Origin of the sequence: Paraburkholderia sp. MM5496-R1, from assembly GCF_050436205.1 — a bacterium.
GTDB lineage: Bacteria > Pseudomonadota > Gammaproteobacteria > Burkholderiales > Burkholderiaceae > Paraburkholderia > Paraburkholderia tuberum.
This window is the reverse complement of record NZ_JBNDLT010000003.1, coordinates 1,462,516-1,481,318: the sequence shown is the minus strand read 5'-3', so window position 1 is coordinate 1,481,318 and position 18,803 is coordinate 1,462,516. Positions and strand designations below refer to the sequence as shown.

General features: G+C 61.8%; 15 protein-coding genes. 2 read left to right on the top strand and 13 right to left on the bottom strand.

All coding sequences use genetic code 11. The features are described 5' to 3' along the window. Nucleotides 1-28: 28 nt before the first annotated feature. The 9 genes from OKW38_RS33085 to OKW38_RS33045 all read right to left on the bottom strand — a co-directional run bounded on the left by OKW38_RS33085 (nucleotide 29) and on the right by OKW38_RS33045 (nucleotide 9,620). Entirely contained in the window at nucleotides 29-1,561 is a 1,533-nt protein-coding gene (locus OKW38_RS33085) for a class I adenylate-forming enzyme family protein (RefSeq protein WP_429364980.1), read from the bottom strand. 33 nt (nucleotides 1,562-1,594) lie between these two features. Further along, complete coding sequence (locus tag OKW38_RS33080) at nucleotides 1,595-2,410, bottom strand: 2-oxo acid dehydrogenase subunit E2 (protein ID WP_429364979.1); 816 nt, start codon at nucleotides 2,408-2,410, stop codon at nucleotides 1,595-1,597. A gap of 51 nt (nucleotides 2,411-2,461) precedes the next feature. Beyond that, nucleotides 2,462-2,692: a biotin/lipoyl-containing protein gene (locus tag OKW38_RS33075; RefSeq protein ID WP_018425497.1), complete on the bottom strand. Its 231-nt coding sequence runs from the start codon at nucleotides 2,690-2,692 to the stop codon at nucleotides 2,462-2,464. 43 nt (nucleotides 2,693-2,735) lie between these two features. Continuing rightward, nucleotides 2,736-3,728 carry an alpha-ketoacid dehydrogenase subunit beta gene (locus OKW38_RS33070; protein ID WP_429364978.1) on the bottom strand — a complete coding sequence of 331 codons (993 nt, stop codon included), beginning with the start codon at nucleotides 3,726-3,728 and terminating at the stop codon, nucleotides 2,736-2,738. Beyond that, nucleotides 3,725-4,711, bottom strand: coding sequence for a thiamine pyrophosphate-dependent dehydrogenase E1 component subunit alpha (locus OKW38_RS33065; RefSeq protein WP_429352509.1), 987 nt, complete (start codon nucleotides 4,709-4,711; stop codon nucleotides 3,725-3,727). Before OKW38_RS33065 ends, OKW38_RS33070 begins: the two co-directional genes overlap by 4 nt. Nucleotides 4,712-4,727: 16 nt before the next feature. Beyond that, nucleotides 4,728-6,437, bottom strand: coding sequence for an FAD-binding protein (locus OKW38_RS33060; protein WP_429364977.1), 1,710 nt, complete (start codon nucleotides 6,435-6,437; stop codon nucleotides 4,728-4,730). After that, nucleotides 6,437-7,795, bottom strand: coding sequence for an aromatic ring-hydroxylating oxygenase subunit alpha (locus tag OKW38_RS33055; RefSeq protein ID WP_429364976.1), 1,359 nt, complete (start codon nucleotides 7,793-7,795; stop codon nucleotides 6,437-6,439). The genes OKW38_RS33060 and OKW38_RS33055 overlap by 1 nt, the downstream gene beginning before the upstream one ends. Before the next feature lie 140 nt (nucleotides 7,796-7,935). Further along, nucleotides 7,936-8,868 carry an electron transfer flavoprotein subunit alpha/FixB family protein gene (locus OKW38_RS33050; protein ID WP_429364975.1) on the bottom strand — a complete coding sequence of 311 codons (933 nt, stop codon included), beginning with the start codon at nucleotides 8,866-8,868 and terminating at the stop codon, nucleotides 7,936-7,938. A 2-nt stretch (nucleotides 8,869-8,870) separates the two neighbouring features. Continuing rightward, on the bottom strand, nucleotides 8,871-9,620 hold the full coding sequence (locus OKW38_RS33045; RefSeq protein ID WP_018425503.1) for an electron transfer flavoprotein subunit beta/FixA family protein: 750 nt from the start codon (nucleotides 9,618-9,620) through the stop codon (nucleotides 8,871-8,873). 137 nt (nucleotides 9,621-9,757) lie between these two features. Here OKW38_RS33045 and OKW38_RS33040 point away from each other — a divergent pair, with 137 nt between their 5' ends. Both OKW38_RS33040 and OKW38_RS33035 read left to right on the top strand, forming a co-directional pair. Continuing rightward, nucleotides 9,758-10,768, top strand: a complete 1,011-nt coding sequence (locus tag OKW38_RS33040; protein ID WP_184061948.1) for a zinc-dependent alcohol dehydrogenase family protein — start codon at nucleotides 9,758-9,760, stop codon at nucleotides 10,766-10,768. Nucleotides 10,769-10,799: 31 nt separating this feature from the next. Then, on the top strand, nucleotides 10,800-11,582 hold the full coding sequence (locus OKW38_RS33035; protein ID WP_018425505.1) for an SDR family oxidoreductase: 783 nt from the start codon (nucleotides 10,800-10,802) through the stop codon (nucleotides 11,580-11,582). A gap of 128 nt (nucleotides 11,583-11,710) precedes the next feature. Here OKW38_RS33035 and OKW38_RS33030 read toward each other — a convergent pair whose 3' ends face one another. From OKW38_RS33030 to OKW38_RS33015, 4 genes are all read right to left on the bottom strand, one after another. After that, nucleotides 11,711-14,194 (bottom strand): efflux RND transporter permease subunit, encoded by a 2,484-nt coding sequence (locus OKW38_RS33030; RefSeq protein ID WP_429364974.1) that lies wholly within the window; start codon nucleotides 14,192-14,194, stop codon nucleotides 11,711-11,713. A gap of 13 nt (nucleotides 14,195-14,207) precedes the next feature. After that, nucleotides 14,208-15,272 (bottom strand): WD40/YVTN/BNR-like repeat-containing protein, encoded by a 1,065-nt coding sequence (locus tag OKW38_RS33025; protein WP_429364973.1) that lies wholly within the window; start codon nucleotides 15,270-15,272, stop codon nucleotides 14,208-14,210. 180 nt (nucleotides 15,273-15,452) lie between these two features. Next, nucleotides 15,453-16,802, bottom strand: a complete 1,350-nt coding sequence (locus OKW38_RS33020; protein WP_090810376.1) for a DUF1329 domain-containing protein — start codon at nucleotides 16,800-16,802, stop codon at nucleotides 15,453-15,455. A 14-nt stretch (nucleotides 16,803-16,816) separates the two neighbouring features. Beyond that, a complete protein-coding gene (locus tag OKW38_RS33015) occupies nucleotides 16,817-18,514 on the bottom strand; it encodes a DUF1302 domain-containing protein (RefSeq protein WP_244144842.1) in 1,698 nt (565 codons plus the stop codon). Nucleotides 18,515-18,803: the final 289 nt, after the last annotated feature.

Genomic DNA, 18,803 nt, shown 5'->3' with positions numbered 1-18,803 from the left:
GATTCCCTCCAATTGAGGCGATTGCCGTTCACCGGGCAAACTGCGCGCGCAGACTGACCTTGCTGATCTTGCCCGTCGGCAGCCTCGGCAATTCGTCGATGAATGCAATGGCTTTCGGACATTTGTAGCTCGCGATCAAGCCGCGACAGAACTCGATCAATTCGGCTTCGCCCGCTTGCTCGCCACGGCGCAGCACGACGATCGCCTTCACGCACTCTCCCCACTTCTCGTGCGGCACGCCGATCACCGCCACGTCGACGACTGCCGGATGCTGGAGCAGCGCATCTTCGACTTCACGGCTGTAGATGTTCTCGCCGCCGGAAATGATCATGTCCTTCTTGCGGTCGACGAGGAAAATGTAGCCGTCCTCGTCCTGGTAGCCCATGTCGCCCGAGCGATACCAGCCATCGCGCAGTGCTTCCACCGTCGCCACGCTGTTGTTCCAGTAGCCACTCAACTGCGTCTGCGAGCGCAGCCAGACCTCGCCGGTCTGGCCTTGCGGCAGCTCGTTGCCTTGATCGTCGACGATGCGCAGTTCGATGCCGGGGCACGGGCGCCCCACCGATGCGAGACGCCGTACCTGTTCCGGGGACCCTTTGGGCCTGACCTCGTGCGCAGGCAACCAGCAGGCGTTGCTCTCGGTCATGCCGTACTGGACCGAAAACACCGGGCCGAGCACCTGAATGCCGCGCGACAGCAGCGGTGCCGGCACCGGGGCTGCCGCCGTGACGATGTTTTCGATGCTGGACACGTCATAGCTCGACAGTTCGGGCACATCGAGGACCGCCTGAAGCATCGCGGCAACCATGAACGTGAAGGTGATCCGTTCTTCGGCGATCGTCTCGAGCATTTGCTTCGGCTCGAAGGTGCGATGCACGACCGTCGTGCCGCCCATCCAGGCCACCGAATTAACGAAGCCAATCCCGCCGACGTGGAACGCCGGCGTCGTCTGTAGCACGCGGGTATTGCCCGAAAACTCCGTCACCAGCGCGCAGCTTTCCGCGGTGACGCACATGGCATGGTGCGTGCGCACGACGCCCTTGGGACGCCCCGTGGTGCCGCTCGTGTACATCAGGTACGCGTAGTCTTCCGGTTTCGAACGGATCGGCGGCCCTTCCACTGGGCCGGCTTTCATCACCGCCTCGAACGAAACGGCCCAATCCGGTGCGTCGCCAATGCAGATGTACTGCTCGATTTCGGGCAGTTGCGAACGCAGTCCGTTCACGACATCGGCATACTGAGCCTCGAATACGAGCGCCTTTGGGGCCGCGTCCTTAAGAATATAAAGAATCTCTGCGGGGGCCAGTCTGAAATTGACGGTTGCCAGAATGAAGCCGGCCCACTCGCATGCACGGTAGCTCTCGTAGTACTCCGCGCAATTCATCGCGAGGATCGCAACCCGGTCCTGACGCCGCAGGCCGCGCTCATATAGCGCTCCCGAAAAGCGGCGTGCGCGCTCCGCCAACTGACTGTGCGTCAGACGCCGGTCGGCGTACACGAGCGCCGTGTGGTCGGCATGCAAGCGAGCGTTTCGCTCGATCATCTCGCCAAGGGTTCTCATCTCAATCCTGTCGTTGTTTTGTCAGATCGACTGTTAGCCAGCGAGCGTCTGCGGATCGGCCAACACGGTTCCAATGAATGCGGCGAACCGCGCCGCGTCGGCTCCGTTGATCACTCGATGGTCGTAGCTGAGCGACAGGGGCAGCATCTTGCGCCAACTGACGCCGCCGTCGTCCGCCGGCGCGGCTACCAGCCGGGTTTTAGTCACGCCGAGAATCGCCACCTCCGGCGCATTGACGATAGGCGTAAAACCGGTACCGCCAAAGCCGCCGAGCGAACTGATCGAAAAGCAACCGCCCGACATCTCTGCCATCGATAAACCCTTTTCGCGCGCCTTCTGCGAAATTGCCGCAAGTTCCGCCGAGAGTTCTTCGACGCTCTTCCGGTCGCAATCGCGCAGCACCGGCACCAGCAATCCGAAGCGCGTGTTCACGGCGACCCCGATGTGGAAGTACTTCTTCAGAACGATGTTTTTGCCGTCACCGTCGAGCGACGCGTTGAATTGCGGGAACTCCTGCAAAGCCCGCACCACGGCTTTGATAAGGAAGACGAGCGGCGTCAGCTTAACCACCGTGCCCGCCTCGTTACGGGCCTTGCGATAACTTTCGAGCGACGTAATATCAGCGTCGTCGTGGTGGGTCACATGCGGGATCGTCAGCCAGTTGCGCGACAGGAAGGCTCCTGTGAGCTTCTGGATGCGCGACACCGGCTTGACTTCCACCTCGCCGAATTCGGCGAAATCGACCTGCGGCCAAGACGGCAGATTCGCGCCGAAAGCGGGGACTGCAGCCTCGCCGGGGCCGGTATTCACATCGGACTGCGGTCGCGTAGCAACGGATTCGACACTCATCGCGGATGCCTCTTCGAACGACTGTTGGACAGCGTGACGGCCTATGGCCAATCAGACGATTTCCGCCAGCACCGTGCCGACGGGATACACTTCGCCAACCTGGGCAACGATGCGCAGCGTGCCCGACGCGGGCGACTCGACCTCCTGAATCGATTTGTCGCTTTCGAGCGCGTAGAGAATCTGCCCTTCGCTCACGGTTGCGCCGTCGTCCGCCAGCCATTCGGCTAGCGTGCCTTCGTTCATGGAAAAGCCCAGTTTGGGAAGCAGCACTTGTGTGGTCATGACCTTGCTCTATTGATGATGGAATTCCGGGTGTTCGTGCCTGTCATTTCAGCGTCGCGCGAACCGCCGATTCGATTTCGGCCACGCCCGGTACGAACGCGTCTTCGAGCGGCTTCGAGAACGGCACGGGGCAGAATTGCGCGCCTACGCGCTGCACGGGCGCCTTGAGCTCGCGAAAGAGGGCTTCGTAGATACGGGATGCGATTTCCGCACCCACGCCGAACGGTTTGACGGCTTCGTGCACGACAACGGCGCGCCCGGTTTTTGCAACCGAAGTCAGGATAGTTTCGGTATCCAACGGAGAGACGGTGCGCAAATCGATCACTTCGCAGGCGACACCATCTTTGGCCAGCACTTCGGCAGCAGCCATGGCTTCCTGCACGCGGCGGCTGTAGCTGATCACCGTCACGTCGGTACCCGCGCAAATCACGTTGGCTTTGCCAAGCGGAATCGCCACGCCGCGCTCCGGCGCACTGCCCGGATTCCAGTAGGTCGGCATGTTCTCGATGAATAGGCAAGGGTCGTCATCGCGGATGCAGGACAGCATCAAGCCATACGCATCGGCAGGATTCGACGGTGTGACGACCTTGATGCCGGCAACGTGCGCAAACCAGGCCTCGAGGTAGTCGGCGTGCTGACCACCCGTGCCGAAGCCCGCACCCGTCATGGTGCGGATGACGATCGGCACATGGGTCTGTCCGCCCGACATGAACCGCAGCTTCGCGGCGTGATTCACGATCATGTCCATCGCGACGGTCGTGAAGTTCATCAGCATGATTTCCGCCACAGGACGCATCCCGACCATCGAAGCGCCGATTGCCGCACCGATGATGGCCTGCTCCGAAATCGGCGTCGAACGCACCCGCGACGTGCCGTATTTCGACGACAGTCCCTTCGTTACGCCGACAATGCCGCCCTCCTGGCCGTCGGCAACGTCTTCGCCCAGCACGATTACGTTGGCGTCGGCGGCCATCGCGTCGTCGAGCGCGAAGTTGACCGCCTGGATGGTGTTGATGTTGGTTGGCTGCTGGCTCATGCAAGTACCTCGTCCTTGAAGATGTCGCGCCGAAGCTCCGCGACATCGGGATATTCGCTCGACAGCGTGAATTCGACCGCGGCGTCGATCTGCGCCTCGTGTTCGGCTTCCATCGCAACCAGTTGCTCCTCGGTCGCATGCTTCGCATCGATGAGCCACTGACGGAACAGCGGCACCGGATCCTTCGCGAGCCAGGCGGCCTTTTCGTGCTTGTCCATATAGGCGTCCGGGTCGCCGAACACGTGCCCCTGAAAGCGGAACGTGTTCGCTTCGATCAGCGTCGGGCCGCCGCCATTGCGCGCGCGTTCGACCGCTTCGTGCGCCGCCTTGTGCATCTGAATCGGATCGTTGCCGTTCACCGTGATGCCCGGCATCTGGTACGCGACGGCGCGCTGGGCGATGTTCGGCGCGGACGTGCCATACGCGTATTTGGTGTGCTCGGCATAGCCGTTGTTCTGGCAGACGAAAATCACCGGCAACTTCCACACGGACGCCATGTTCAGCGACTCGTGGAAGGCGCCAATGTTTGATGCGCCGTCACCGAAGTAGGCCACGGCCACGCGCGATTCACCACGAATCTGCGCGGCGAGCGCAAGCCCATTTGCGATCGGCATCGAACTGCCGACAATGCCGGTCGTCACCATGACGCCCGACGCGGGATGCGTGACGTGCATCGGGCCGCCCTTGCCTTTGCACGTCCCCGTCACTCGTCCTCCGAGCTCGGCCCAGAGTTCCTTGAGCGGCACACCTTTGGCGATCATGTCATGGACGCCGCGGTAGATCGTGCAGATGTAGTCGTCGTCGGTGAGACACACCGACATCGCCGACGGAATCACTTCCTGGCCGCGCGGCGAGTAGTACGGCATCACCAGCTTGCCGGCCTTGATAACGGCACGAAAGCGCTCATCGTTCTGCTTGATGAGAGCCATGCGCCTGTAGATGTCGACCAGGATTTCGCTGCTGGGCGGCTGATAGGCATTCATTCGTCACTCTCCTGTGTCACCAGATCTTTTGCGCGCCGCTCGCATGCAGCGCCGCGATGTAACCGAACACGAACGATGCGCCGATGCTGCTGCCGGCGCCCGGATAACACCGGCCAACCACGGATGCCGTGCAGTTGCCGGTGGCGTACAGCCCAGGGATTTGCGAACCATCGTCCTTCAGCACGCGCCCGTATTCGTCGGTCACGAGACCGCCTGCCGTGCCCACATCCCCTGGATACATGCGCACGGCGTAGAACGGCCCCTCCTCGATCGGCCCGAGATTGGGGTTCGGTTTGATGGTCGGGTCTCCATGACAGCGATCGAATGCGCGCGAGCCGCGACCGTAATCTTCGTCGACGCCCGTTTCGCAGAAGCCGTTGAAGCGCTTGACGGTCTCGAGCAGCCCAGCACGGTCGATACTGCATTTCGCGGCCAGTTCTTCGAGCGTGTCAGCCTTGATCATGTATCCACTGTCGAGCCACTTCTGCGGAATCTGGCCCGGCATCGCCGTGCCCCACGGGTAGTACTTACGCTGCCGGCTGTCCATCACGACCCATGCGGGAACGGCCTTACCCGTCTGCTTGTGGCGCTGGTACATGCGTTGACCGATTTCCATGTACGCTCCCGCTTCGTCGCAAAAGCGCTCGCCGTCCTGATCGACCATGATCGAAAACGGCAGCGACAGGTCGAGGTGATGCATGAACGGCAGCGGCGAGCCATCCGGCGCGCGTGCACCTTCGGGCAGTTCCTCGTTGGGACCGAGCGACGTCACGACCCACCACGCTTCCTCCATGCAGTCCACTGCGCCGCCGAGCGCAATCGCGGCTTGCAGGATTTCACCGGTATCGCCCGGATTCGCATTGGTCCAGTCCGCGGACGACGGCTGCGGCTGGTACCTGCGGCGCATTTCCGCGTTGTGTGAAAAGCCGCCGGTATTCAGCAGGACGCCTTCGCGAGCACGCACGCGCAACTCGCGGCCGCTGCGCACCGCGACGATGCCTGTCACGCGTCCGTCGTCGACGATGAACTCGCGCACCGGCGTGTCCGTCCAGATCGGCACGTTTGCGCGCAGCGCCATCTGCAGCATGCGCCCCTGAATCGCCGCGCCGTTGGCCACGAGCTCCTTGCCGGTAATCTTCTGATAGAGCATCCGGCCACCCAGTTGCATCGCCTTGCGCTTGCCGCCCCACGTCCGCTTCATCAGAAACAGTTGCGGATACTCGTCCGAGTTGGCCGGCATCGACGGGCCCTTGTAGCGCGACAGACGCGGCGCCCATTCGCCCAGTTCCTTCACGTCGAACAACCTGGCCAGCAGCGACCGGCCACGCGGCTCGCCGCCGGGCAGCGTGTCGTAGTAATCGGACCAGCCGTCCGCGTACACGAACTGCATCCCCTGCTGCTCGAGAAACTCGGCCATCTTCGGGCCGGTGCGCAAGTAAGCCTCGCGTCGCGCGTCAGAAGTCCCCGGCCCTTGATAAGTAACCGCCGCATCGAAGTACTGGCGCGCGCGTTCATAGGAATCGCTGACGCCGTGACGCTTCATCACATGATTGTTCGGAAGCCACCAGACCCCGCCCGAATATCCGGTCGAGCCGCCGACCTTCGCCTGCTTCTCGATGATCAGTGCTTCTTTGCCGACCGACTTGCAGGCAAGCGCCGCACACATCGACCCCCCGCCGCTGCCGACCACCACGAAGTCGTAGGTTGCGTCCCAGTTTGTCGACATCACTCATCCCGCGCGATGAATTCGCGCAGCGCGCGATGGAAGTTCGAAACCGACGATTCCTGCAGCGGATTGGTGCGCAAACCCTTGAAGCCGCGCGACTTCATGCCCTGCTGAACGTTGGTCATGTTCTGGAAGTCCTGCCACAGGATCAGGCCGAAGTTCTCCTGCGCGTTCTCCTTCCAGTCGTCCATGCCGTAATAGAACTCGCGCTTCAACGGCGGCTCCGCCCCAGGCGCGAAGCGCTGCAGCGACCAGATGTCGTAGATGCACGAATCCGGGTTGTCGCCATCCGGCCGCGCGCGATAGAACAACGCGCCGTCCGGGTACGGCAGGAACACCAGATTCGGAAACACGTGCCAGTCCGCTCCCGCGCGACCCAGTTGCTCGAAAGAGATCTCCGGCCAGCCCGCACCCTCGGCGATGGCCGCCTCGCGCTGAAATTCCATCGCCTTCCCAAGGACTTCGAACTGGTTACCCGACGGCGACATTTCGGTCATCAGGCGCTTCGCGGCTTCGTAATCGCGCGCGGTATTGATCGCCTTCAGAGTCTCTTCCATTACCCGGAAAAAGTTCACGAGCCCCTGGCGTACGTCTTCCGGCATCGGCTTGCCGGTTCGCGGCGAGGGCGCGCCGATCATCCGCGTCGCCGTCGAATAACCAAACATCCCATGGCGGCCATAGGAGAAACTGCGCGTCACGTCATCGCCGGCGACGTCGAGCAGTTGCGGATGGGTTGCCGCTACGTGATAACCCTCGTTGAACGCTTCGAGTGCAACCTTCCAGTTGCACGGCAGACGAATCGACTTGTACCAGCGGTAGCGCATCTTTTCGAACTCGAAGCAGTTCGTGATCTCCGGCACCGGGTCGAGAAATTTCGCGAGCGGCTCTGCGTCCGGATCCATATTGATGAACACGAACCCGCCCCACGTATCGACCAGCACGTCCGTGAGACGAAGGTCCCCGTCAGCCATGTCCGGGCAACCTTCCCAATCTTGCCTGTCGAGCACACGCGCAAGACTGCCATCCAGATTCCACTGCCAGCCGTGATAGGCGCAGTGAAATTTCGCGGCCTTGCCACAGCCATTAGTCAGGCGCCGGCCACGGTGCTGGCAGACGTTGAAGAAGGCCTTGATCTGATCTCCCGCGGTTCGTACCACGATGATCGATTCGCCGGCCACGTCGAAGGTCACGAAGTCGCCCACGTTGGAAATCTCTTCCAGACGGCAGGCGACCTGCCAGATTCGCGGCCAGAGGCGCTCTTTCTCGCGCTCGAGAAACTGCTTCGACAGGTAACTGTCCTTTGGGACAAAATCGAGGCGGACAGTGTGCTCACCCGAATCGGGACTGGTGTTACCCATTGTTATCTCCTTCGTCATATGGCCGGCGTAGGCACCGGTTCCGCCTTTTTATGTGGGGGCCGCGCAGTCGACGGCCATATTGCAACTAGCTGTTCAATTATCTTGAACAGCGTTCTGCTCGGTGTCAATCCGGGCGAACGTCAATCGAGCGCCGCGGTCAGTGCCGGGACAGCGTCGAAAAGGTCGGCGCTCAGACCGTAGTCGGCCACCTGAAAGATCGGCGCCTCGCTGTCCTTGTTGATCGCGACGATGACTTTCGAGTCCTTCATACCGGCGAGATGCTGAATCGCGCCCGAGATACCCACCGCGATATACAACTGAGGCGCGACGATCTTGCCGGTCTGGCCGACCTGATAGTCGTTCGGCACGAAGCCGGCGTCGACCGCGGCGCGCGACGCGCCGACCGCGGCGCCAAGCTTGTCCGCGAGCGCGTCGAGCAGTTTGAAGTTGTCGCCGTTCTGCATGCCTCGGCCTCCCGACACCACGATGTTGGCTGCCGCAAGCTCCGGCCGGCTCGATTTCGTCAGTTCCTGGCCGACGAAACGGGCCTTGTCGAAAGCCGCTGCGGATGCGACGGCGCGCGACGGCGCGGCGGCCGAACCGGTCGCGGCCGCATCGAAAGCGGTCGGACGAATCGTGACGACCTTGATTGCGTCGGACGATTGGACCGTGGCGAGTGCATTGCCGGCGTAGATCGGACGCACGAACACATCGGGGGCCTTGAAAGCGATCACGTCGGAAATCTGCGCGCTGTCGAGCAGCGCGGCTACCCGCGGCATGAAGTTCTTGCCCACGGCCGTGGAGGCCGCGATCACGTGCGTATAACCGCTAGCCAGCGAAACGACGAGTGCGGCCAGATTTTCCGGCAGCCCATGCGCGTATTCGGGTGCATCCGCGACGAGCACTTCGGCGACGCCGGCAACGTTCGCGGCCTGCTCTACCACCGCCGACGCGCCGTGGCCTGCGACCAGTACATGAATGTCGCCGCCCGCAGCGCCTGCCGCCGTGACGGCGTTGAGCGTGGCGCGCTTGAGGCTTGCGTTGTCGTGTTCGGCGATAACGAGAATAGTCATGATCAGATCACCTTCGCTTCGTTACGAAGCTTTTCAATCAGCGCTGCAACATCGGGAACCATCACGCCGCCCTTACGCGCCGGCGGCTCGGTCACTTCGAGAACCTTCAGACGAGGTGCAACGTCGACTCCAAGCGCGTCGGGGCTCAGCGTCTCCAGCGGCTTCTTCTTCGCTTTCATGATGTTGGGCAGCGTCACATAGCGCGGACTATTCAGACGCAAGTCCGTCGTGACCACCGCCGGCAGATCGAGCGCGACACGTTCGAGACCGCCATCGATCTCACGCGTGACGAGTAGCTGTTGACCGTCCACTTCCGTCTTGAACGCGAACGTGGCTTGCGGCCAACCGAGCAACGCGGCGAGCTTCTGGCCGGTTTGTCCCGCGTCGTTGTCGATGGCCTGCTTGCCGAGCAGCACCAGTTGCGGAGTTTCCCGCGCGGCCACGGCGGCCAGCAGCTTGGCGACCGCGAGCGGCTGCAGATCCGCGTCGCTTTCCACCAGCACCGCGCGATCAGCCCCCATCGCGAGCGCCGTGCGCAGCACCTCCTGCGATTGCGTGGTTCCCGCCGACACCACGACGACTTCACTCGCCACGCCCGCTTCCTTGAGGCGCACCGCCTCCTCCACCGCGATCTCATCGAACGGGTTCATGGCCATTTTCACGTTGGCCAGATCGACGCCCGAACCATCGGACTTCACCCGAGGTTTCACGTTGTAGTCGATCACGCGCTTCACCGCGACCAGTATTTTCAATTTGACGCTCCGAACGCTTTGTTGAACAATGTTCTATATTCTGAACTCATCTTTTTGTAGCTGTCAACGAGAAGAATGAGGAGAACGTCGCTTGTCGCTCAATTCGACGCCCTCGTTCGACACCATGGAGACGACCAATGAAGCTCTATCGATGTGAACGGTTTGAAGGTATTGCGGGTCTGGCATTGCGCGAGGAACCCGATCCGGCGCCGCCCGGCGCTCATCAGGTACTGGTACAGGTCAATGCGAGTTCGTTGAATTTCCGCGAGTTGCTGCTGATCAACGGTGCGTATCGCGACTGGATGGCGCCCAACTTCATTCCGGCCTCGGACGGCGCGGGCGTCGTGCTTGCCGTCGGCCCAGGCGTGCGGCGCTTCCGACCCGGCGACCGGGTGATGGCCAATTTCGCGCAGAACTGGCACGGCGGCACCCGCCCGCAACACGCGGATACGCTGGGCCGCGGCGCCATCGTCGAAGGCATGCTGCGCGACAAGGCGGTGCTGAGCGAGGAAGAACTGGTTAGCGTTCCGGATCATCTTTCCGACGAGGAGGCCGCAACGCTGCCTTGCGCCGCGCTCACCGCATGGAACGCGCTGTGCCAGCATGCGCCGCTGCTGCCGGGCCAAACCGTGCTCGTACAGGGCTCTGGCGGGGTATCGCTGTTCGCTCTGCAGCTCGCCCGTCTGTTCGGCGCGCGCGTGATCGCGACTTCGTCGAGCGAAGCGAAGCTCAAACGGCTTGCCGAACTCGGCGCCGACGCCACGATCAACTACCGCGACACGCCGAATTGGGATGACGCCGTGCTGCGCCTGACCGATGGCTTTGGGGTCGATCTGGTCGTCGAGGTGGGCGGCGCCCAAACCTTCGGCAAGTCCATTGCCGCCACTCGCGACAGCGGGCGCATCAGCGTGGTCGGACTGCTGACCGGCGCCCCTTCTCCCGGCGAAGGATTCTTCACGCGCGGACTGTCGATCGCGCCGATCCGCGTCGGCTCCCGTCAGGATTTCGAAGCGATGAACCGCGCGATCGGACTGCACAAGCTCAAGCCCGTCATCGACTCGGTTTATGACTTTGCGCGCGTACCGGATGCGCTGCGGCACCTCGAAAGCCAGCAGCATTTCGGCAAGATCGTCATTCGCCACCGGTAACCAGCCTTCGCATGATCCACGGAGTCAGACTATGAAACTCTTTTCACTGGAAGGACAGATTGCGCTCGTCACCGGCGCGTCGCGCGGCCTCGGCTTCGCCATGGCTAACGCGCTGGCGGCAGCGGGTGCGACGGTGATACTGTGCGCGCGTTCGCGCGCGAGCCTCGAAACCGCTGCGGAATCGATTCGTAAAGCGGGCGGCGACGTCGATATCGAACCGTTCGACCTCACCGATCAGGGCGCAATCAGAAACGGCGTTCGCAACGTCCTTGCACGCCACGGACGCATCGACGTCCTGCTCAACAATGCCGGCATTTGCGAGTGGAGTGATTTTCTGCAGTCGAACCTCGACATGTGGCAAAGAACGATGGATACCAACGTCACGGCCGCCTACGTGCTCGCGCAGGAAGTTGCGCGCCCGATGATCGAACGCGGACACGGACGCATCATCAACGTCGGGTCTTATGTGTCGGTGCTCGGTCGCGAGAAGCTGCAGGCATACGTGGCCAGCAAGCACGCGATTGCCGGACTGACGAAATCGCTCGGCGCGGAACTGGGCCGACACGGCATTCGTTGCAACGGCATCTGCCCCGGCTACTTTCTCACCGAAATGGCCGAGCCCGTCACGTCCAACCCGCGGATGAAGGAAATCGTGCGTTCGCATATCTCGGTGGGACGCTGGGGGAACCCCGAGGAACTCGGCGGCGTCGCGGTTTTTCTCGCCTCCGAAGCGAGCTCCTACATGAATGGGCAAATGCTGATGGTCGACGGCGGGGTCTCGGAGATCCTGAGCTTCTCGATGTCCGTGGTGTAGCGCAACGAGTGGCTCGCCCCAACGCGCCGCATGACCTGCAGGCAACCCGGCCCGCTATCTCCGTAGATAGCGGGCCAATTCTTTTGTCCTGCCAGGGTGCCGCGCGAAGAGCGGCACCCGTTCCGCAGTCACGACCGCAGCGTTGCCTCACCGCTACAGGCCTCGACCTTCGTGGAACCGGCGGCGCCGCCCTTCGCCACTGCTTTACGCGAAATGCCTTGCAGCAGGAAATGCGACAGCGCCGGAATGAGGATCAGCGCGCCGATCATGTTCCACAGAAACATGAACGTGAGCAGGATGCCCATATCGGCCTGGAACTTGATCGGCGAGAACGCCCACGTTATGACGCCGGCAGCCAACGTCACACCGACCAGCGCCACGACCTTCCCGGTGAACTGCACCGCGTGCCGATAGGCTACACGCAGCGGCTGCCCAGCGCGCTGATACGCGAGCTGCACACTCAGCAGATAGAGCGCATAGTCGACGCCGATGCCCACGCCCAGCGCGATCACCGGCAGCGTTGCCACCTTCACGCCGATGCCGAGCTTGACCATCAGCGCCTCGCACAGCACCGACGTGATCCCGAGCGGCACGACCGCCACCACGACCGCGCGCCAGTTGCGGAACGTGATGAAGCACAGCAGGATCACCGCTGCATACACCATCAACAGCATCGTGCGGTTCGCCTTGGCAACAACGACGTTCGTCACCGCGTCGATGCCCGCCGACCCGGCCACCATCAGAAACTGATGATCGGCGTCGCTATGGGTTTTCGCGAATGCCTCTGCAGCCTCCATCACGCGCGACAGCGTCGCCGCTTTGTGATCGGTCAGATAGGCGATGACCGGTGCAGTGCCGCAGGTCTGGCTCAGCAGATCAGGATGATCGAGCAGGATCTGCCACACCGTCTTGTTCACGATCGAAGGCACGCGGTCGATCGTGTACCACTTCGGGTAGCCCTCGTAGAACCCGGCCGTCACCCAGCGCGCGAGACCGCCGACCGAGGTGGTGGTCTGCACCCCCGGCACGCCCCGCAGTGCGGTTTCGAGCCGGTCCGCCTCGAGCACCAGCGGGAAGTTGTTGGCGTCGCAGGTGCCGTGCGACGACTTGCCGATCACGACGAACAGGTCGCTCGACAGACCGTAGTGCGCGTTGGTGTACGCGTTGTCGAGGTTATAACGCGACTCCGGCCTGAGTTCCGGCGCGCCCGAATCGAGGTCGCCGATCTGCAGGTGCTGACTGATCGACCAGCCGAACACCGTGAGCGCTGCCGCACAAACGATCGCACCGACAGCCCAGCGGCGCTCGGTGAAGCGATCAAGCAGATTCCACAACGCGCCCGCCGACGAGGTGCCGCGCGCGTCGTTCTGCTCGCCACGCACGCTGCGTCGTGCAGCCGACGGACTCACACCAATGTATGACAGTAGTACCGGCAGCAGCAGCAGGTTGGTGAAGACCAGCACGCCCACGCCAACGCTCGCGGTAAATGCCAGATCCTTGATTACCGGAATGTCGATCACCATCAGCACGGCAAAGCCAACCACGTCCGCGAGCAACGCCGTGAGACCGGCGAGGAAAAGCCGCCGGAACGTGTAGCGCGCCGCCACGTAGCGATGCGTGCCACGCCCGATGTCCTGCGTGATCCCGTTCATCTTCTGCGCGCCATGCGAGACGCCGATCGCGAAAACGAGAAACGGTACGAGCACCGAGTACGGGTCCAGCACATAGCCGAGCGTGCGAATGATGCCGAGCTGCCAGACCACCGCAATCAGCGAACACCCCACCACCAGCAGCGTGCTGCGATAGCAGCGCGTATAGAGAAAGATCACGACGAGGGCGATCCCCGCGGCCACGCCGAAGTACATCGCTACCAGCTTGAGTCCGTCGATCAGGTCGCCGATCAGTTTCGCGAAGCCCACCACGTGAACCCGGACCTCGCCGCGGCCCTCCGCTTTGATGACCTCGTCGATCCGGTGCGAGAGCTTCGCGTAGTCGAGCGGCTTGCCGGTATCGGCGTAATGATCGAGCAGCGGCAGCTGGATCATGCTCGAATGCAGATCGTTCGACACGAGGCTGCCCGCGATGTTGGCGCGGGCAACGTTGGTGCGCAGCTGTTCGACTGCCTGCGCGGACCCGTCGAAGCCGTCCGGCATCACCGGTCCCCCTGCGAAGCCGCGCTCCGTGACCACGTTCCAGCGCACGATCGGCATCCAGAGCGACTTCACGCCAGGCCGGTCGACGCCCGGAATCAGGAACAACGCGTCGTTGATACGCCGCAGCGCCGCGAGATATTTCGGATCGTAGATGTCACCCGACGGATTCTCGACGACGATCCGCAGCGAATTGCCGAGTCCTTTCAGATCCGCCTTGTTGGCGAGGTAGTTTTTGATGTACGGATGCGACAGCGGAATCATCTTCTCGAAGCTCGCATTCACATCGAGCCGCAGCGCCTGAAATCCCAGCACCGCCGTGATGATCGCGCAGATGATGATGAGCCACGGACGCCGGTTGAAGATCAACCGCTCGAGCGCGTTACCCGAGCGCGTATCGAAGCTGGCGAGATCCGCCACCACGGGCATCTTGTCGAATTGGGCATTGTTGCCGCCAGCCATGTCCTGCTCCCCCTTAGTGCAACTTCGACAATGCGATCCGCGACAGGCCGGCCGCACCGGCCAGCACCGCGGTGTCGCCGCGCAGCGCCATGGCGAAGATGCCGCCCGGCTGGCTCGCGCCGAGTGTATGAAACGTTGCCCCCTGGTCGACGCTCTCGAGCAGCTCGCCCGCCTGGGTCGCGAGAATAAGGTGGCCGTTCGGCAGTTCAGCCGAAGCGAGAATGCTCGCGCCGGTCGGCAGCGTGATCTTGTCCCACGTCGCGCCGCCGTCGGTGGAGCGATACGCGTTGCCGAGCAGACCGTAGACGATCAGCGCATCGCCCGACGAAGCGAGACCGAAAAAGCTGCCCTTCGAAGGCGTCGGCACCGCGACGAAACGCTGCTTGTCGGGATCGAGCTTGAGAAGCAGCCCCTGTTCGCCCGCGATATAAAGCGTGCCGTTGATACGGCGCATCGCATGCAGGTTCAACGCGTTGGGATTGTCGACGCGATCGAACCAGGGCACCCAGCTCTTGCCGCCGTCGTCGGTATGAAAAATGATGTTGAACGAACCGATGACCCAGCCGGAACGCTCGTCATCGAACCAGACGTCGAGAAACGGACGGCCTCCCTGGTCTGCTTCAAAGCGCTCGGCCTCTTCGCGCGATGCCTTGAGATCAGGTGAATCGCCGTGTTGCTTCGCGTAGTACTCGCTCATCAGCCTGGCCGCCTGCTGGCCGTCGAGCTGTCGCGTCCAGCTATTGCCACCGTCGGTGGTATGGAGCACCTCGCCGTCGTGTCCGACCGCCCAGCCCAGCGCGGCCGACTTGAACGTAACGGCCACCAGATCGGAACTCACCGGCACCTGTACCTGGCGCCAGTGCACGGCGGCGTCGTCCGATACGAGAATTGCTCCGCGCGGACCTACCGCGACCAGGCGCTGTCCGGCCTGCGCCAGCGCCATCAGCGGTTCATGCGCGGCCTGCGGGTTGATGACGGCGGGCGAGCGCATCGGGTCGGCGAATTCGGCGTAGACCGACCCGCTCGCGGCGCATGCCGCGGCGACGATTGCCAGCCAACGAAACAGAGTCTTGCGCATTGTGTCTCCTTCACAGTAACTGGCGATCGATCACGCGAACAGTCCTGAGCTTTTTATGAAAACTTCTTTGTGCGCCATGCCATAGCCGGCACGGCGCACGTGCTGCGCCCTTCCTTGTGCCCGCCAGGCAAGCCGGGCAGGACGCATCACTCAATACCTCATCCTCAACTCGGCCCGCAATTAGCGCACACCCGCGGATTGCATACGCTCCGGCGTGAAGTAGTCATTTGGGAAATTCACGTTGAAGAAAATCCCGGGCGAGTCCGCCGGATGGCTGCCGAAGATATAAATGCCGCTGTTGAAGTCGTAGAACCAGTTACCGAGCGAATACGGCACCTTGTAGTCGTACGCTGGAACCGTGGTCTCAAAGCCGGCGCGATAGAGCTTGCCGGACTGGTCGTAGGCATCCATCATTCCCCCGCCGCCATCCTCGTCGAAGTACAGCGTCTTCCTGCTGTAGATGTGACGCGCGCCCGGCTTGAGCGTCAGATCCACGACCCATACGCGGTGCAGTTCCCACCGGACATAATCGGGATTCACGAAATGCGGCGTGGTGATCTTGCTGGCCGGCGTGTCGTACTGCTGCTTGTAGTCGTTGTACGGAATGTACATTTCCTTCTTGCCGACCAGCTTCGCGTTCCAGCGATCGATCTTGCCGTAGAACAACTGGATGTCGTCCATCGTGATCGCGCCCGAATAGCCGGGGTTCGGCGTGTCGTAGGCGAGATCGGGCGCCACGCGCACGCGACGTTGGCCCGGGTTGTATTCCCACGATTGCTGATCGTGATCGGCCGAATCCGTGAAGTACCAGAAGAGCGTCGTGTCGCCAATCAGGCGGGCCGGTGACGCGTAGTCGTTATATACCTCATACCAGATCGCGAGGGGGCCCTTCTTGCGAAACTCCGCTTCGTCCTTCGGCTCGAAATACGGATAGAGCAGCGAACTCTTGAACTGCGCAGCAAGAATCGGCGTGCCGCTCGAATCGACGAGCCACGTCTTCACGTTGTTTTTCTGGGCCGTTCCGACGTAGCGTAATTCCCAGTCCCACAGCGCCTCCTGACCGTTTTTCGGCACCGGGAACGGCTTGCCGCCGAACGCCCCATCGATATAAAGGCCGTTTTTTTCGAGCTTGGCACTTTCCGCGTCCTTTTCCGAGTTCTGGAGATACCAGTCCGGATACGAAACCGAGCGGTGCGTCGGGTAAACGTCCATCCGGTAAGTCGGATAGCGCTTGAACAGCTCGATCGAGGCGGCGCTCAGTTTGTCGGCGTATTGCTGATAGTTCTGAGCCGTGATTTGCAGAACCGGCTTTTCACCAGGAAACGGGTCGGCCCATTTTCCGGAGTCGGCCTTGAACCCGGTCGGAAAGTCCTTGATGCCCCCCGTGTATGCCGGAATCGTGCCGTCCTTGTTGCCGGCAATTTCCGCGCCGAACGGCGTGATCCCACTCTCGATTGCCAGCGTATACGGCGAGGCCCAAACCGCGGCGAGTATCGCCAGCGCCTTAAGAAGCTTTGGGAATCTTTTCACACGTGCCTCCATCATCAAAACGTTGTCTGATAGGTAATGCCGATCCACGACTTGTCGCTGTACGGTGCACCGAGCGCCGTCGCGGCTCCCGCCGTTGAGTACCCCTTCTTGTTCAGGTAGTAGGTGTAGGTAATGTCCACCTCATGCTTGTTGTAGATCGTGAAATCAAGCCCGACCACGAAGGTGTTCTGCCCCTGTGCTTCGGCCGCTGGCGCGATGACAGATGAGTAGCCTTTCAGATTCAGATTAACGAACAGCGGCATCGTCAAATCAACCCCAGGGAATACCTGATACCACTGCGGGCTCGCACCAACGCCGATCCCGGCCCAGAAGCGCGTCGAGCAGTTGTTAAACGCGGAGTTGCCCGATGCCGAGCATTGGCCCGTGGTGTCATAACTGGAGTTGGCAAAATTCCGCGCATTCGATTGCACGCTTAGCAGCTGGTTGAACGCGAATTCCGCCTGCAGGAACATGTTGTCCCACATGGGCGTCTTGCCGAACGACTGCGTGACGTTCAGCAGACCATGCAGCGTGCGACCCGTCGGCGCATCGTTGACCGTCGTCGTGTTGACGGCATTGAGTGGCATGTTCCAGCGATACGACAGCTCGCCTGCCACTGCCGAACTGCCGATCGCACTGTTGAAGCCAGCGCCGATCAGGTTCACGTCGTTGCCGTACTTCGCCGTAACACCGGGAAGGTTGGTGCCCGGGAAGAGTTCGGGTCCGGCACCCGGGAGTAGCACCGCCGCCCACGGCATCTTCATGGCGAAGTGACGGTACGTAAATTCATAGGTCGTTGCGATCGAATCGACACGCCACTTGCCGTCGATGCCGATATCGCCGATCTGGCCTTTCGTCGGCGCGATGCGCGGAATCGCGAATGTGCCCAGCCCCGGAATGTTTTGATAGCTGGCGATCGGAGGTCCGTAAAGAATAGGATCGGCACCGCCGAAATATGTGCCGCCCTCAGGCAGCCGATCGTGATTCCATTCGAACGTGTACTGCGCGCCGAGAGAGAACGTGTCGGTAATGTTCGTCGTCACGTCGGCCTGAGCCGTCGGCAACACGATTTCCTTGAGCGAAGCGCTCGGGCTCTGCGTCAGTTTCATCAGGTCGAGCGGCTGCTGACCGATGGCCACCGAGTTCGCGCCACCCAGCGTAGCAAACGCCGACTGCCCCCAGGTGACTGCCGTCCGGCCGAGCTTGACGTTGACAGAGTGACCACCGAGGTCAAAAGTGTGGAACACGAACGCATCACGCAGCTCCGCGCTCGGCCCCTGGTAGTACTTCTTGATGTAGCTGGTGTACTCGTTGTTCGGATAGTTCGGAGGAAATGCAGGATTGCTCGTATTGTGATTCTTGAACGTCGGGTCGTACCACGCGTCCATACTGATGCGGAAGCCGGACGTGTCCTTGTACTTGAAATCGAATTCGCTGTAGAGGTTCAGCATCGACTGGATCGTGCTGAACTTCGGCGTCGATAGATCGCCTTCGTCGTAGGTCGGGCTGTTCGTGTAGAAGTGGCTCGGGTTCTGAAGCCGGATGCCGTAGTCCGCACGCACCGTGTTGTCCCATTCCATGTCGATGTCCGGGTTCGGCACATCGAAGTGGAAGGCGTTGGCGTTCGCGCTCCACAACCCGCACGCTGCAGCGATGCAGGTCGCGTGCACGCCAAGGCTGATCGCACTTGGCTTTAGACTCTTCTGTTTCATGCGTCTCCTCTTGTCTTTGTCGCGCTGCCGCAGAAAAGGCCCAGGCCGTTGGACTGCCGCAGACTTTTGCAATGAAGCGAAACCGGCCTCCCTACCTCGTCAGCATCGCGCCTCGGATACCTCCGACAGCGTCACCAGAATGCGAATGCTGTTCGGAAAGATAAACGCTCGAAACTCGACTGTCAACGCTCGCTCACCCCTAAGTGATGCAATTTTCCGAACGACGTTCAAAACGCGGGGTAAACGTGGATTTGAGTTTGGTGATGAACTCGAAGCGGTCCGCGCATGG

Coding starts and splice junctions, on each gene's coding strand:
- OKW38_RS33085 (WP_429364980.1), bottom strand. CDS start 1,561: ATGAGAACCCTTGGCGAGATGATCGAGCGAAACGCTCGCTTGCATGCC.
- OKW38_RS33080 (WP_429364979.1), bottom strand. CDS start 2,410: ATGAGTGTCGAATCCGTTGCTACGCGACCGCAGTCCGATGTGAATACC.
- OKW38_RS33075 (WP_018425497.1), bottom strand. CDS start 2,692: ATGACCACACAAGTGCTGCTTCCCAAACTGGGCTTTTCCATGAACGAA.
- OKW38_RS33070 (WP_429364978.1), bottom strand. CDS start 3,728: ATGAGCCAGCAGCCAACCAACATCAACACCATCCAGGCGGTCAACTTC.
- OKW38_RS33065 (WP_429352509.1), bottom strand. CDS start 4,711: ATGAATGCCTATCAGCCGCCCAGCAGCGAAATCCTGGTCGACATCTAC.
- OKW38_RS33060 (WP_429364977.1), bottom strand. CDS start 6,437: ATGTCGACAAACTGGGACGCAACCTACGACTTCGTGGTGGTCGGCAGC.
- OKW38_RS33055 (WP_429364976.1), bottom strand. CDS start 7,795: ATGGGTAACACCAGTCCCGATTCGGGTGAGCACACTGTCCGCCTCGAT.
- OKW38_RS33050 (WP_429364975.1), bottom strand. CDS start 8,868: ATGACTATTCTCGTTATCGCCGAACACGACAACGCAAGCCTCAAGCGC.
- OKW38_RS33040 (WP_184061948.1), top strand. CDS start 9,758: ATGAAGCTCTATCGATGTGAACGGTTTGAAGGTATTGCGGGTCTGGCA.
- OKW38_RS33035 (WP_018425505.1), top strand. CDS start 10,800: ATGAAACTCTTTTCACTGGAAGGACAGATTGCGCTCGTCACCGGCGCG.
- OKW38_RS33030 (WP_429364974.1), bottom strand. CDS start 14,194: ATGGCTGGCGGCAACAATGCCCAATTCGACAAGATGCCCGTGGTGGCG.
- OKW38_RS33025 (WP_429364973.1), bottom strand. CDS start 15,272: ATGCGCAAGACTCTGTTTCGTTGGCTGGCAATCGTCGCCGCGGCATGC.
- OKW38_RS33015 (WP_244144842.1), bottom strand. CDS start 18,514: ATGAAACAGAAGAGTCTAAAGCCAAGTGCGATCAGCCTTGGCGTGCAC.